General features: G+C 71.8%; 10 protein-coding genes. 3 read left to right on the top strand and 7 right to left on the bottom strand.

What is annotated here, in order from left to right; translation table 11 throughout:
* Nucleotides 1–11: 11 nt before the first annotated feature.
* Together JN22_RS01345 and JN22_RS01340 are read right to left on the bottom strand one after the other, a co-directional pair.
* A complete protein-coding gene (locus JN22_RS01345) occupies nucleotides 12–2,150 on the bottom strand; it encodes an adenylate/guanylate cyclase domain-containing protein (protein ID WP_085552187.1) in 2,139 nt (712 codons plus the stop codon).
* Between the two features lie 34 nt (nucleotides 2,151–2,184).
* The gene (locus JN22_RS01340; RefSeq protein WP_085552186.1) at nucleotides 2,185–2,886 is read right to left on the bottom strand and encodes a hypothetical protein; all 702 of its coding nucleotides are present in this window, start codon (nucleotides 2,884–2,886) and stop codon (nucleotides 2,185–2,187) included.
* 278 nt (nucleotides 2,887–3,164) lie between these two features.
* On the opposite strand from JN22_RS01340, the gene phoU reads away from it, so the two are divergent.
* From phoU to JN22_RS01325, 3 genes are all read left to right on the top strand, one after another.
* On the top strand, nucleotides 3,165–3,962 hold the full coding sequence (gene phoU, locus JN22_RS01335) for a phosphate signaling complex protein PhoU (RefSeq protein ID WP_085552185.1): 798 nt from the start codon (nucleotides 3,165–3,167) through the stop codon (nucleotides 3,960–3,962).
* Nucleotides 3,963–4,173: 211 nt separating this feature from the next.
* Entirely contained in the window at nucleotides 4,174–5,106 is a 933-nt protein-coding gene (locus JN22_RS01330) for an NAD(P)H-dependent flavin oxidoreductase (protein WP_085552184.1), read from the top strand.
* An 8-nt stretch (nucleotides 5,107–5,114) separates the two neighbouring features.
* Complete coding sequence (locus JN22_RS01325) at nucleotides 5,115–6,173, top strand: CaiB/BaiF CoA transferase family protein (RefSeq protein WP_085552183.1); 1,059 nt, start codon at nucleotides 5,115–5,117, stop codon at nucleotides 6,171–6,173.
* 13 nt (nucleotides 6,174–6,186) lie between these two features.
* On the opposite strand, the gene JN22_RS01320 is transcribed toward JN22_RS01325, so the two are convergent.
* From JN22_RS01320 to JN22_RS01300, 5 genes are all read right to left on the bottom strand, one after another.
* Nucleotides 6,187–7,392 carry a CoA transferase gene (locus JN22_RS01320; protein WP_085552182.1) on the bottom strand — a complete coding sequence of 402 codons (1,206 nt, stop codon included), beginning with the start codon at nucleotides 7,390–7,392 and terminating at the stop codon, nucleotides 6,187–6,189.
* A gap of 130 nt (nucleotides 7,393–7,522) precedes the next feature.
* Nucleotides 7,523–8,275: a glucose 1-dehydrogenase gene (locus tag JN22_RS01315; protein ID WP_085552181.1), complete on the bottom strand. Its 753-nt coding sequence runs from the start codon at nucleotides 8,273–8,275 to the stop codon at nucleotides 7,523–7,525.
* Between the two features lie 126 nt (nucleotides 8,276–8,401).
* Entirely contained in the window at nucleotides 8,402–9,364 is a 963-nt protein-coding gene (locus JN22_RS01310) for a LysR family transcriptional regulator (RefSeq protein WP_085552180.1), read from the bottom strand.
* Between the two features lie 111 nt (nucleotides 9,365–9,475).
* Complete coding sequence (locus JN22_RS01305; protein ID WP_085552179.1) at nucleotides 9,476–11,164, bottom strand: acyl-CoA dehydrogenase family protein; 1,689 nt, start codon at nucleotides 11,162–11,164, stop codon at nucleotides 9,476–9,478.
* Between the two features lie 261 nt (nucleotides 11,165–11,425).
* Nucleotides 11,426–14,047: a 2-oxoglutarate dehydrogenase E1 component gene (locus JN22_RS01300; RefSeq protein WP_085552178.1), complete on the bottom strand. Its 2,622-nt coding sequence runs from the start codon at nucleotides 14,045–14,047 to the stop codon at nucleotides 11,426–11,428.
* Nucleotides 14,048–14,191 lie beyond the last annotated feature (144 nt).

Below are 14,191 nucleotides of genomic sequence, written 5' to 3'. Positions count from 1 at the left end.
TTTCTCGAAGCCTATTTCTCGGTCAGGGCGGTGATGCCGGTCCAGCCCGGCTCGGGCGTGGCGCCGACGTGTTTCCCGGCCTTGCGCAGCATGGCGGCGGCGGCGCTGTCGAAGGCGGCGAGCGCGGTGAAGCCGGCCGCCGCCGCGTCGAAGCGGCCGGCGCGCCAGTCGGCCAGCGCCCGCGCGTAGGCGGCGCGGGCGGCGGAATCCTCGGGGTCGGCGCGGCGGGCCTGCGACAGCGGCTCGAACACCGCGACCGGCTCGCTGCGGCCGACGACCCGCACGGTGTCGAGCGCGCGGAAGGCGTCGGGGTCGCCGTGGTGGGCCACCGTCTCGCCGCTGACCATCATCGGCGTGGCGTAGTATTTGTTGGCGCCCTCCAGCCGCGAGGCCAGATTCACCGTGTCGCCCATCACCGTGTAGTTGAAGCGGCGCGGCGAGCCGATGTTGCCGATCAGCACCGGGCCGGTCGCCAGACCGATCCGGCAGTCGCCGCGCCCGCTGTCGGTCGCCAGCAGGGTCGGATCCTCGTCCATCGCCTGCCGCATGGCGAGCGCCGCGTCGACCGCCGCGCGGGCGTGGTTGTCGATGGCGTAGGGCGCGCCGAACACCGCCAGCACGGCGTCGCCGATGTATTTGTCGACGAAGCCGCCATGCGCCTCGACGATGTCGGTCATCACCGTGAAGTAACGGTTCAGCACCAGCACCAGGGCTTCCGGCTCCATCCCCTCCGACATCTTGGTGAAGCCGGCGATGTCGGAGAACAGGATGGTCAGGTCGCGTTCCTCGCCGCCCAGGCTGGGCGACTGGCCGGACGCGATCATGTCGTCGATCAGCGAGCCCGGCAGGTAGAGCTTGAAGGCGTTGCGGATCTGGCGCTGGTCGCGGTCGAGCACGGCGAAGCGGAAGCCCAGCAGCAGCGGGAACACCAGCATCGCGGCGAGCGCCGCCTGGAGCCAGGGCAGCACCAGCCCGGCCTGGAACGCCTCGACCGCGACGCCGCTCCACAGAGCCAGCAGCCCGAGCAGCCCGGCGGCGGCCATCGCCGGGCGGGTCGCCAGCGTGATCGCGGCGGATGCCGCGGCCAGCAGCAGCGCCAGCCCGGCGCCGGCCATCCGTCCGGTCTCGGCCAGCCCGTCATGGGCGATCATGTTGGAGATGGCGGCGGCGTGGATGTAGACGCCGGGGATGGAATCGCGGCGCAGGCCGTCGACATACAGGTCGCCCATCACCGGCAAGGCGCAGCGTTCCGGCAGGTTCAAGCCCTCCGGCTTGGTCACCCAGCGGTTGGAGGAGAGCTTGCGGTCCTCGACGTCGAGCACGGTGCCGACCATCACCGCCTTGCCCTTGAAATGCCGTTCGAAGAAGGCGCTGTTGCCGGCCTCGGCGCAGGCGTACAGATCGGCCAGCGAGTAGGTCGGGATGGCCCCCGCCGCCGTCGCGTGGTTGACCAGCATGCGGTTGCCGGGTCCGCCGGGCAGGCGGTAGCCGTTCAGCGTCGTCCAGCCGTCGGCCCCGCGCTCCAGCGGCTTGGCCAACGCGCGCGACGCGACCTCCGCCGCCATGCCGGGCTCCGGGCGGGGCGCGCCGTCCGGTCCGGCGACGTTGAGCGTCACCGGGACGCGGCGCAGCACGCCGTCGGGATCCTCGATCAGATTGACCGAGCGGATGTTGCCGGCCCCGGCGGCGATCTGGTAGCCGCGGTAGGGCAGCAGCGGGTTGCTCTGGTGCTGCACCTTGGCCAGCACCAGCCGCCCCTCCTTGCCGCCGCGCCGCAGGGTCAGCAGATACTCGCGCTCGAAGCCGGGGATCAGCGTCTCGACCGAGGTCGGGTGAACGAGGTCGAGGCCGATCGCCGCCGCCCCGCCATCGAGCATGCCGGCCACCACCCGACCCAGCTTCGGCCCCCACAGCGCCTGCGGCGTGCCGGCGAAGGGCGGGCGGCGGTAGGTCTCCTCGTCGATGCCGACGACGACGACCGGCGAGGGGGCCGGGGCCGGCCGGGGCCCGTGCACCCGCTCGCGCAGCCAGTAGAGGCTGTCGATCGACGGCCCCTGAAGCTCCGCCGACAGCGCCAGGGCCAACCCGGCGGCGACGAGCGGAGCGGTGGCACCCAGCAGGATCAGGCGCAGGCGCCGGGGCAGCCTCATCGTCCGCAGCCTCATCGTCGCCAGCCGGCCGCGATCAGAAGCGGATCAGACGGCCGAGCGCCGGCCCCGCCTCGTCCTTGGCCTGGGGGTCGATCTTCACGACGTAGGACTTGGATCCGGCCGCGACCTTGTAGAGGCCGCCGGGGACCAGCGCCGTGTCGCTCTTGGCGGTGTCCAGCGTGGTGCCGGGCACGTCGACCGTGACGGGGGCGCTTCCCGTCTGGTCCAGCCGCTCGAAGGTGACCGGGCCGGGGGCGGCCAGGAGCAGAATCGGCCGGGTCTTGTAGAGGGTCAGGTCGGGCTTGGGCTTGGGCGGTGCCGCGCCCGGCAGGTTGATGGGGGCGCTGCGGAACACGGTCACCCCGGCCTTGCCGGCCTCGTTGGCGGACAGCAGCAGCTTGCCGCCGTCGCAGGGCAGGGTGTGGCGGTCGATCTTGCCGCCCGACACCGTCGATTCGCGGGCGCCGACGGTGACGCCGCCGCCGGTGATCGTCTCGTTGACGCAGGAATCGAGGTAGCTCAGCGTCAGGGTCTGGCCGGCGGCCAGCGTCACGGTCTGGCCGGCGCTGAGGTAGTCCATCGGCTGGACCCCGGCCACGCCGTCGGAAACGTCCTCGACCAGCGCCGCCGGCTGGGCGCCGGCCTGGGCGGCGGGCGCGTTGGCGAGGGCGGGCGATGCCCCGAGCAGCAGCAGGGCGGCAAGCGCCTGGGCGGGCGTCTGGAACGCGACGGACATGGTGGTCGGCCTCCCGGTTCGGTGTTCGGCGCGGAGCGTTCCGGTCGAACGATAAAATCCTTCCTATCCCTTTAGCGAAGTTACCCGCCCACTTCAAACCCCTTGCGTGTAATAAAAAGCTTGTCACGGCCAGCATCGGCCCATGCCGTGTCACGATATTGAAATATTGCTGCAACCGGCGCGTCACCGGCGGCGGCTATTCTGCGCCATCGCGTGCGGGGCCGGGAGGGCCGCGTGCCCGGTTGCGTGCGAACGGATTGAAGGCATCGCGGCGGATCATGGGCTCTGAACACATCGTCCGCTCCTTCGCGCAGGAGCTTCAGCGGCTGGGCAACCTCGTCACCCAGATGGGCGGCGTCGCCGAGGCCCAGGTCGAGGCCGCGGTCAAGGCGGTCGCCCGGCGCGACGTCGGGCTGGCCTCGCAGGTGATGCAGGCCGACGCCCGGCTCGACGCCTACGAGCGCGACATCGACGCCGAGGCGGTGCGGCTGCTGGCCCTGCGCCAGCCGATGGCGCAGGACCTGCGCGAGATCGTCTCGTCGCTGAAGATCGCCGCCGACCTGGAGCGCATCGGCGACTACGCCGCCAACATCGCCAAGCGGTCGCTGGCGCTGGCGCAGGTGCCGGTGGTGCGGCCCGCCGTGGGGATCCCGCGCATGGGCCGGCTGGTCGAGACCATCATGAAGGAGGTGCTCGACGCCTACATCGAGCGCGACGTTGACAAGGCCGTCGCGGCGTGGGAGCGCGACGAGGAGCTGGACGACCTCTACACCAGCCTGTTCCGCGAGGTCCTGACCTACATGATGGAGGATCCGCGCAACATCACGCCCTGCACCCACCTGCTGTTCATGGCGAAGAACCTGGAGCGCATCGGCGACCACGCGACCAACATCGCCGAGACCATCCATTTCCTGGTGGTCGGGTCGCCGCTGGCGCTGGCCCGGCCCAAGAGCGACGGATCGAGCTTCGCCGTGGTGACTCCCGGCGCGCTTCCAGGCGCCGTGGCGGTCGCGGGCTCCCCGCCGCCGGGCCAGGACGCGCTGGACGGCGACGAGGGGCCGGCCGACGCCGGGTGACCGGCTCCACGGGGCTGTTTCAGACACGACATCCGGTCCGCCGGCCGCCTCGCGCGCGCCGGCATTTTTCCGGCTTCTCCGGCAGGTCCCACGGTGACGGGCCGCGCCCCCGCGAAAGCGGCTTGCATCGGTTCGCTCCCTCGACAATTGTGAACGCCAACGACGACGCCCGTGACGCTGACACGGGCCAACCCTGTCCGAAGGAGCGTCCATGCCGGTGCCTGCCCAACTGTCGACGGGACTGAAGCTGCCCGCGATCGTCTCGCCGATGTTCCTGTCCTCCGGCCCCGACCTCGTCGTCGAAACCTGCCGGTCGGGCCTGATCGGGACCTTCCCGACGCTGAACCAGCGCAGCACCGCCGGCTACGAGGACTGGCTGTTCGAGATCCGGGAACGGTTGGGCGCGCAGGACTCGGCGGCCCCCTTCGGCGTGAACCTGATCGTCCACAAGTCCAACGCGCGTCTGAACGACGATCTGGCGATGACCGTCAAGCACAAGGTGCCGCTGGTCATCACCTCCCTGGGCGCGGTGCGGGAGGTGGTGGACGCGGTGCATTCCTACGGCGGCGTCGTCTTCCACGACGTCATCGGCCGCCGCCACGCCGAGAAGGCGGCGGAGGCCGGGGTCGATGGCATCATCGCGGTGTGCGCGGGCGCCGGCGGCCATGCCGGGACGCTGAGCCCCTTCGCGCTGGTGCCGGAAATCCGCGCGATCTTCGACGGCACCATCGTGCTGGCCGGCGCCATCTCGACCGGCGCCCACATCGCAGCGGCGCGGGCGCTCGGCGCCGACCTCGCCTATCTCGGCACCCGCTTCCTCGCCACCGACGAGGCCATGGTGAACGAGGAGCACAAGCGGATGATCCTGGAATCGACCGCCAAGGACATCCTCTACACGGCGGCGATCAGCGGGGTGAACGCCAATTTCCTGACGCCCAGCATCGTGCGCGCCGGCCTCGACCCCGACAACCTGACCGGGCACGCCAAGCTCGACATGGGCAGCGAGGCCAAGGTCTGGAAGGACGTCTGGTCGGCCGGGCAGGGGGTGGGGTCGATCAACGACATCCTGCCCGCCGCACAACTCTGCGAGCGGCTGATCCGCGAGTATCGCGAGACGCGCGCGGCGCTGGCCTCCGGCCTCTAGGAACCGTCATGACCGACCGTTCCCTCGCCGATCCTGCCCTTGCGGGCCAGCCGGGCGCCGGCCCGCTGGCCGGCATCCGGGTGGTGGATCTCAGCAGCCTGCTGCCCGGCCCGCTCGCCGCCGAGACCCTGGCGGAGGCCGGGGCCGAGGTGCTGAAGATCGAGCCGCCCGGCGGCGACGGCGTGTTCGGCCTGCCGGCCGGCCCGGTCTGGGGCGGGGCGGCGCACGCCCTGCTCAACCGGGGCAAGCGGGTGGTGCGGCTCGACCTCAAGAGCGACGGGGGGCGGGCCGAGCTGCGCCGCGCGCTGGAGGGCGCCGACGTGCTGATCGAGCAGTTCCGGCCGGGGGTGATGGCCCGGCTCGGCTTCGGCTACGCCACCGTGTCGGGCTGGAATCCGCGCCTCGTCTATTGCTCGATCACCGGCTACGGGCAGGAGGGGCCGGCGGCCGGCGACGCCGGGCACGATCTCAACTACGTCGCCGCCGCCGGGCTGCTGGCCGAGCCGCCGCCGGGAGCGCCGGCCGACGCCGTGGCGGAACCGCCGCCGGTCCTGGCCGCCGACATCGGTGGCGGGACCATGCCGGCGCTCGTCAACATCCTGCTGGCGCTGTGGGAGCGGCAGACGACCGGGCGGGGCCGTCACCTCGACATCGCCATGGCGACGATGGTGCGGGTCTTCGCCTTCCCGCACCGGCCGACGCTGGACGCCTTCGGCGCGCTCACCCCGGCCGGCATGGGCGGGCTGACCGGCGGTTCCGCCCGCTACGCGGTCTATCCGACGGCCGACGGGCGCCGGCTGGCGGTGGCGGCGCTGGAGCCGAAATTCTGGGACAATGTCTGCCGGATCATCGAACTGCCGGAGGCGCTGCGCGACGATTCCCGCGACCCCGCCGCGACCCGCCGGGCGGTGGCCGAGCGGCTGCTCACGCGGACGGCGGCGGACTGGATGACCGCCTTTGGTGGCGACACCTGCGTCTCGCCGGTCCGCACGGCGGCCGAGGCGCTGGCGGGGGAGGAAGCGTACCCCATGCCGCTCGTCCCCGGCTTGCGGCGCGGCCGGCCCTGACGGGATCGGTGCTTCAGGCCACCACGCCGGAATCGTGCAGCCGCCCAATCTCGGCGGCGGACAGCCCGAGCAGGTCGCCCAGAACCGCGTCGGTGTCCTGGCCCAGCCGGGGCGCCGGGCGGTGGTCGGTTCGCTCGCCCAGCGCCGGGAAGCTCAGCGGCGATCCGGGCACCATCAGCCGGCCGACCTCCGGCTGCTCGATCTCGCGGAACAGCGGGTTGACGGTGGAGCAGCGCGGATCCTCGGCGACGAGCTGGCCGAAGTCGCGGTAGGGTCCCCACAGCACGCCCGATCCGGCGAAAGCGGCCTCGACCTCGGCCAGGGTCCGGGCGGCGAACCAGGGGGCGAGCACGGCGGAGATGGCGTCGCGCGCCAGGAAGCGTCCGCCCTCGTCCTCCATGTCCACGCCCATCAGCGGGCCGATCATCGCCAGCCTGTCGGCCAACCCGGTCGCCTTGCCGATCGCCCGCCACTGGCGGTTGGAGATGGCGACGATCATCGCCCGGCGGCCGTCTGAGGTCGGGAAGTCGCGGCCGAAGGCGCCGTACAGGTCGTTGCCGATCGGCGGACGGACGGCGCTGTTCACTCGCACGTCGGCGAGATAGCCGAGGTTGCCGATGGTCGCCAGCATCACGTCGGCGAGCGCCACCGTCACCTCCTGCCCCTGGCCGGTGCGGCGGCGGTGGCGTTCGGCGGCGAGCAGGCCGGTGGTCAGGTAGAGGCCGGCGGCGATGTCCCAGGCCGGCAGCACATGGTTGACCGGCTCGCCGCCGCGCCCGGTCGCCATCGGGAAGCCGCCGGCGCAGTTGATCGTGTAGTCGATCGCCGCCGAGCCGTCCGGGTTGCCGGTCAGCCGCAGCATGATCAGGTCCACGCGCGCCGCCGACAGCGCCTCGTGGCTCATCCAGCCGCTGGCCGGCAGGTTGGTCAGCAGGATGCCGGCATCCTCGCCCGGCGCCGTGATGATGGCTTGGGCGATCTCGCGCCCTTCCGGCTTGTCGAGCGCCAGAGTCACCGAGCGCTTGGCCTTGTTCAGCGCGGTCCAGTAGAGGCTGGTCCCGGCCGGGGAGACCGGCCAGCGGCGGTAATCGATGTTGCCGCCGATGGGATCGATGCGGATCACGTCGGCCCCGAGCTGGGCCAACGTCATGCCGCCGAGCGGCGCGGCGACGAAGGCGGAGATTTCCACGACGCGCAGGTCGGACAGGAGCTGGGGCATGGGGGTGGTCCGTGTTCGAGGCCGGGGGCACTCAATTCTGAGCCCCTCTCCCGCAAGGGGAGAGGGGCTTAAACGAGCGCTTACACAAGGGCCGAAGTGGGATAATGGCTGGTGGGAGAAATCATCCCCCTCACACGCACCGCCCGCCGTCGATCTCCAGCACCACGCCGGTCAGGAACTCCGCCTCGTCGGAGGCGAGGTAGAGCGCCGCGTTGGCGACGTCGCTCGGCTTGCCGAGGCGGCCGAGCGGCACGATGCCGAGCATCCGGGCGCGCTTCTCCGGCGTGTCCCCGCCCATGAAGGTGGCGAGCAGCGGCGTCTCGGTGGCGACCGGGGCCAGCGCGCAGACGCGGATGCGGTCGGGCGCCAGCTCCAGCGCCAGCGACTTGGTGATGTTGTGCACCGCCCCCTTGGTCGCGTTGTACCAGACCAGCCCCGGACGCGGCCGCAGGCCGGCGGTGGAACCGAGGTTGAGGATCACGCCCGACTGCTGGGCCCGCATCTGCGCGACGACCGCCTTGGAATAGAGGTAGATCGACTTGACGTTCAGCGCGAAGACGCGGTCGAACTCCTCCTCGGTCACGTCCTCGAAGGGGCCGTTGGCGTGGGTCGAGCCGGCGTTGTTCACCAGGATGTCGAGCCGGCCGAACCTCTCCACCGTCGCCGCGACGGTCATCTCGACGTCGGCGGCGCGGGTCACGTTGGCGGCGATGCCGACGGCGTTTTCGCCCAGGCTTTCGGCGACCGACCGGGCGGCGTCGCCGTTGATGTCGACGACGGCGACGCGGGCGCCCTCGCGCACGAAGGTCTCGGCCATCGCGAGCCCGAGCCCCTGCGCGGCGCCGGTGATCAGGGCGACCTTGCCGTCCAGGCGCTTGGTCATTCTCGTTCCTCCCCAAAGGATTATCGGTGATGGGGGGAGGCTATCGGCCCGCATTCGCTCGTGCTATGGACCATCCGTCATAGCTGCTATCAGCAAATCCCCGCACCGGAATCCCCCGCACCGGCGTCAGGAGGCGGGTTCCGGCGCACCGCCATGGGCGACGACCTTGCCCTTCAGCACGCCGTTCGCCACGCATTTCGCCACCTCGGCGTGAATCAGGCGCAGCAGCGCGCGCGTCGCCTTCGACACCGGCTGGTGCAGCGGCGTCGCGGTGACGAGCATGGCGTGCATGTCCTTGGAGCCGATCTCGCGGGCGATCAGCCGGCCCTGCCGCACCTCGCGGTGGACGGCGCCGAAGGGCAGGATGGTCGATCCGATCCCTTCCTCGACCAGCTGCTTGATGGCGGTGACGGAGTTGATCTCCATGTCGACCTGGAGGTCGATCTCGGCGCGGCGCACGGCGGCGTCGACGACCCGGCGCAGCCCGTTCTCAAGCCCCGGCAGAACCAGCCGCAGGTCGCCCAGCATGGCGACCGGCACCGGCCCGTCGTCGTCGGCCGCCTCGCCCGCATCCTTCGCGGACTGGATCAGCATCAGATTCTCGACCAGCAGCGGCGAGGACAGCATGCTGCGCCCGCGCCGGGCGTCGTAGAGCACGGCGAGGTCGAGCCGGCCACCCTCCACCCATTCCAGCAGGGTGCCGCTGAACACCTCGTGGATGCGCAGCGTCGCGTCGGGATAGCTTTCGTGGAAGCGCCGGGCGAGCGGGGCGCCGAGCGTCGCGCAGATCGACGGGGGGAGGCCCAGGGTCACGCTGCCGGTCAGGCGTTCGGATTGGTCCTGGATCTCCTCCTTGATCTCGGCAAGGGCGCCGAGCAGATGGCGAGCGACGTCGTAGAGCTTGCGCCCCGGCTGGGTCAGCGAGACGCCGCGCCCATGGCGGTAGAACAGGCTGGTGCGCAGCTCATGCTCCAGCTTTTGGACCTGACGGCTCAGCGCCGGCTGGGTGATGCCCAGCTTGACCGACGCCTTGGAGAAGCTGCCGAGGTCGGCAACCTGCACGAAATACCGCAGTTCCAGAAGTTCCATGGGAATCCGCCCTCGCCCTCGCCTTTCCCTTCCGGATAGCGAATACGCGGATATGTGACAAGCAATGTCCCGGCGGGCCGGTCGCGCCGGGAGGTCCGTTGCCCCCTGGGATCAGTTGCGCCGGGACAGGAGACCGCGCGCCACGACCTGCGCCTGGATCTCGGCGGCGCCCTCGAAGATGTTCAGGATGCGGGCGTCGCACAGCACGCGGCTGACCGGGTATTCCAACGCATAGCCGTTGCCGCCGTGGATCTGCACGGCGTTGTCGGCGTTCGACCAGGCGACGCGGGCGGCGAGCAGCTTGGCCATGCCGGCCTCGATGTCGCAGCGGCGGTCGCTGTCCTTCTCGCGCGCGGCGAAATAGGTGAGCTGGCGGGCGATCATCGTCTCCACCGCCATCCAGGCCAGCTTGCCGGCGACGCGCGGGAAGGCGGTCAGCGGCTTGCCGAACTGGACGCGCTCCTGGGCGTAGCGGAGGGCCAGTTCCAGGGCGTTCTGCGCGACGCCGACGGCGCGGGCGGCGGTCTGCACGCGGGCGGATTCGAAGGTCGCCATCAGCTGCTTGAAGCCCTGGCCCTCGACCCCGCCCAGCAGGTTGGCGGCGGGAACGGCGAAGCCGTCGAAGCCGATCTCGTACTCCTTCATGCCGCGATAGCCCAGCACCGGGATCTCGCCGCCGGTCATGCCCTCGGCCGGGAAGGGGTTTTCGTCGGTGCCGCGCGGCTTCTCGGCCAGCAGCATGGACAGGCCGCGGTAGCCGGGGGCGTCGGGGTCGGTGCGGACCATCAGCGTCATCAGGTCGGACCGGCTGCCGTGGGTGATCCAGGTCTTGTTGCCGGTGACGCGGTAGACGTCGCCGTCCAGCACCGCGCGGGTGCGCAGCGAGCCGAGGTCGGAGCCGGTGTTGGGCTCGGTGAAGACGGCGGTCGGCAGGATCTCGCCGGACGCGATGCGCGGCAGCCACTGCTGCTTCTGCGCCGGGGTGCCGCCCAGCCGGATCAGCTCGGCGGCGATCTCCGCGCGGGTGCCGAGCGAGCCGACGCCGATGTAGCCGCGCGACAGCTCCTCCGTCACCACGCACATGGCGAGCTTGCCCATGCCGAGCCCGCCGTCCTCCTCCGGGATGGTCAGGCCGAAGACGCCCATCTCCGCCATGCGGCCGACGACGTCCAGCGGGATCAGCTCGTCCTTCAGGTGCCACTCGTGGGCGTGCGGCTCGACCGCGTCGGCGACGAAGCGGCGGAACTGGTCGCGCACCATGCCGAGCGCCTCGTCCTCCAGCGCCAATTCGCCGAAGCCGCCGCCGTGCAGCGCGTCGGCCAGCCCCTCGGCGATGCGCAGCCGCAGGGCCGACGCGTTGCCGGCCGCGATCAGCCGGCGCACGGCCTCGCTGCGGAAGGCGGCGCGGTCCTCGTCGGTCAGGCCGAAATCGGCCGGGCGGACGATCTCGCCCTGGCTCATGGCGAGGCCGCCGTCGAGCTGGGCCAGATACTCGCCGAAGGCGGCCTGGAGGATGGCGGACTCAAGCTCGCCCAGCCGGCCGGCGCGGTCGAGCCGCTCGGCCCAGCCCCGCATCTGGCGCAGCGCCTCGGCGTAGGTGGCGACCCAGGCGAAGCCGTGCGCCGCCATCTGGTGGCGGTCGAGCAGCGCCGCGTCGGGCGCGCCGTCGGGGGCCACCAGGGCGGCCACCCCCCGCTCGGCCGCCTCGCGCAGCCGGGCCACCGCGTCGAGCGCCGAGGCGGTCGCGGCCAGCAGGTCGGGAAGCAGCAGGGACGGGGTGTCGGTCACGCTGGTGTTCATGGCTTTGCCTTCGTTTCCTCGTTGGGTCTTCACGACGGAATTGCACCGGAGGCTGTGAAGCTTGGCCTCTTCCGTCATTCCTGTCCGCGCACAGCGCCCTTAAGCCCTTCTCCCCTTGCGGGGCGCATCCCGGAGGACGCCAGAGGCGTCCGATGGGTGCGCGGGTTGGGATGAGGGGTATCCGCCGCAGGCGGAAACTTGCGCCCCCTCACCCCAACCCCTCTCCCTCAGGGAGAGGGGCTAAACGAGCGCTTGTACGCCTCATTCCGCCGCCGCCGCCTTCGCGGCCGTCGTCACTCCGGCGAAGGCCCGCTCGACCAGCCGGCGCTGGTCGGATTCGTGGTCGCCGTGGAAGCTGCCGGCGGGGGAGGCCGCTTCCGGCCGCGCCACGCAGGCGACGGTCGGGTCGGCCGCTCCGGCCGCCGCGCGCAACGCCTCCAGCCGGCGGTCGAGCCAGGTCCAGGCGCCGAGGTTGCGCGGCTCCTCCTGCACCCAGACGCAGGACGCCTCCGGCCAGCGGCGGAACAGGGCGGACAGCTCGGCCTCCGGCAGAGGGTACAGCATTTCCAGCCGGACGACGGCGACCTCCTCGGCCCCCAGCGCTTCGCGCTCGCGCTCCAGCTCGTAGGCCAGCTTGCCGCTGCACAGCAGGATGCGGCTGGCCTGCTCGCCGGCCGTCGCGATGACCGGGCGGAAGCCGGTGCCGGGGGCGAACGCGTCGAGCGCCGACACGGCGGCGGGCAGGCGCAGCAGCGTCTTCGGGCTGAGCACCACCAGCGGCTTGCGGTCGCGCCGGTGCATCTGCCGCCGCAGCAGGTGGAAATAGTTGGCCGGGGTCGAGGGGTGGGCGATCCGCAGATTGTCGCGCGCCGCCAGTTGCAGGAAGCGCTCCGGCCGGGCGGAGGAATGCTCCGGCCCCTGGCCCTCCAGCCCGTGTGGCAGCAGCAGGACGAGGCCGGAGGGCTGGCGCCACTTGTCCTCGGCGCTGGCGATGAACTGGTCGATCATGATCTGGGCGCCGTTGGCGAAGTCGCCGAACTGTGCCTCCCAGACGACCAGCGCGTCGGGCCGCTCCAGGCTGTAGCCGTATTCGAAGCCGAGCACGGCGTATTCCGACAGCGGGCTGTTGGCGACGTCGAAGCGGGCCTGCTCGACCCCGAGATGGTTCAGGCTGACGTGGCGCCGGCCGCTGCCCGTGTCCGTCAGCGCGAAATGCCGGTGGGAGAAGGCGCCGCGCACCACGTCCTGCCCGGTCAGCCGCACCGGCGTGCCCTCGGCCAGCAGGGTGGCGAAGGCCAGAGCCTCGCCGGTCGCCCAGACCACGGGCTCCTCGGCGCGCTGGCGGACGACGCGCTCGACCTTGCGGTCGATGGCCAGCCCGTCGGGGATGTGGGCGAGCGCGCCGAGCAGGGCGCGCAGCCGGTCGGCGGCGATTCCGGTGTCGGGCTCGGCCGGCGCGGCGCCGGTCGGCGCGAAGGGCGCCCAGCGCCCGCTGGGGAAGCCGTCATGGTTCGGCCGGTGGTCGGCCGCCGCCGCCAACGCTTCCTGGAAACGCGCCTTGTGCTCCGCCGCCAGCGCCTCGGCCGCCTCGGGCGCCACCAGACCGGCTTCGGCCAGCCGCTTGGCGTAGAGGGCGCGGACCGGCGGATGGGCGTCGATCGCCCGGTATTCCACCGGCTGGGTGAAGCGCGGCTCGTCGATCTCGTTGTGGCCGTTGCGGCGGTAGCCGACGAGATCGATCACCGCGTCGCGGCCATGAGCCTGCCGGAAGGCGACGGCGAGGTCGGCGGCGCGCAGGGCGGCGTCGGGATCGTCGGCGTTGACGTGCAGGATCGGGCTGTCCACCGCTTTCCACAAGCCGGTGCAGTGGCGCGAGGTCCGCGCCTCGTCGGGATCGGTGGTGAAGCCGATCTGGTTGTTGACGATGACGTGGATGGTGCCGGCGACGCTGAAGCCGGCGACGCCGGACAGTTGCAGCGCCTCGGCGACGCTGCCCTGGCCGATCACGCTGGCGTCGGTGTGCAGCAGCACGCAGAGCACCCGCTTCGGATCACCAGCCACATCCTGGCGCGCCCGCGCGCGGCCCAGCGTGACCGGGTTGATCGCCTCCAGATGCGACGGGTTGGGCGACAGGGTCAGCGCCAGCGAGCGCTCGCCGAAGGTGAGCTGGCTCTCCACCCCCATGTGGTAGGGCACGTCGGCCGGGACCGGCGGGTCTGACTGGAAGGGGTGCATCCCCTTGATGCCGGCGAACAGCTCGACCAGCGGCTTGCCGAGCGCGTTGGCCATCAGGCTCAGCCGGCCGCGGTGCATGGTGCCGACCTGCACCTCATCCACCCCGGCCGCCGAGGCGGCGGCCAGCACGCGATCGAGCAGGGGGATCAGCGTCTCCATCCCCTCCGCCCCGAAGCGCTTCTTGGTCGGGTAGCGGATTCCGAGCAGCCGCTCGAACTCCTCGGCCGCCGTCAGCAGGGCGAGGGCGCGCTGCCGGGCCGCAGGCGAGGCCGCGTCCGGCCGCTCGTAGGCGTCGCGCAGCCAGCCGCGCAGGGCCGGGTCGTCGATGTGGGCGGTCTCCAGCGTCAGCGTGCCCTGGTAGAGGCGGCGCAGCCGGGCGGTCTCCGCATCCCCGCCCGCCGGGGCGTCGGAACGGGGTGCCCGGCCGAGCGGGTCGAGATCGGCGGAGAGGTGGCCGCGCTGCCGGATCTCCTCGCGCGCCGGCGCGGCGGGATCGCCGCCGGACGGGGCGGCGCCCAACTCCTCCAGCACCTGGAAGACGGCGCGCCAACTGACGTCGACGGAGGCGGGGTCGTCGCGGAAGCGCTCGTGCAGCGCTTCGAGATAGGCGGCCCCGGCGGCGTTGAGCGGGGAAGACAGCCTAGACATGGCGCACACCGGTCATGCGAATGAACGTCCGTCGCGTGTGAGGAAAGGGATTCGGCAGGGCAGGGGGTGTGCCCAGGCGGTGTCAGAGTAGCGTCGGGGTCGGCGCGGCGGATCGCGTGGCGTGCCTGTAACAGATATTCATTG

It is taken from the genome of Azospirillum agricola (assembly GCF_020005195.1).
GTDB classification, from domain to species: domain Bacteria; phylum Pseudomonadota; class Alphaproteobacteria; order Azospirillales; family Azospirillaceae; genus Azospirillum; species Azospirillum agricola.
Note: the sequence above shows the minus strand (reverse complement) of the source record. Positions and strands in the feature narration are given on the sequence as shown.

Coding starts and splice junctions, on each gene's coding strand:
- JN22_RS01340 (WP_085552186.1), bottom strand. CDS start 2,886: ATGTCCGTCGCGTTCCAGACGCCCGCCCAGGCGCTTGCCGCCCTGCTG.
- JN22_RS01310 (WP_085552180.1), bottom strand. CDS start 9,364: ATGGAACTTCTGGAACTGCGGTATTTCGTGCAGGTTGCCGACCTCGGC.
- JN22_RS01300 (WP_085552178.1), bottom strand. CDS start 14,047: ATGTCTAGGCTGTCTTCCCCGCTCAACGCCGCCGGGGCCGCCTATCTC.
- JN22_RS01345 (WP_085552187.1), bottom strand. CDS start 2,150: ATGAGGCTGCCCCGGCGCCTGCGCCTGATCCTGCTGGGTGCCACCGCT.
- JN22_RS01320 (WP_085552182.1), bottom strand. CDS start 7,392: ATGCCCCAGCTCCTGTCCGACCTGCGCGTCGTGGAAATCTCCGCCTTC.
- JN22_RS01330 (WP_085552184.1), top strand. CDS start 4,174: ATGCCGGTGCCTGCCCAACTGTCGACGGGACTGAAGCTGCCCGCGATC.
- phoU (WP_085552185.1), top strand. CDS start 3,165: ATGGGCTCTGAACACATCGTCCGCTCCTTCGCGCAGGAGCTTCAGCGG.
- JN22_RS01305 (WP_085552179.1), bottom strand. CDS start 11,164: ATGAACACCAGCGTGACCGACACCCCGTCCCTGCTGCTTCCCGACCTG.
- JN22_RS01315 (WP_085552181.1), bottom strand. CDS start 8,275: ATGACCAAGCGCCTGGACGGCAAGGTCGCCCTGATCACCGGCGCCGCG.
- JN22_RS01325 (WP_085552183.1), top strand. CDS start 5,115: ATGACCGACCGTTCCCTCGCCGATCCTGCCCTTGCGGGCCAGCCGGGC.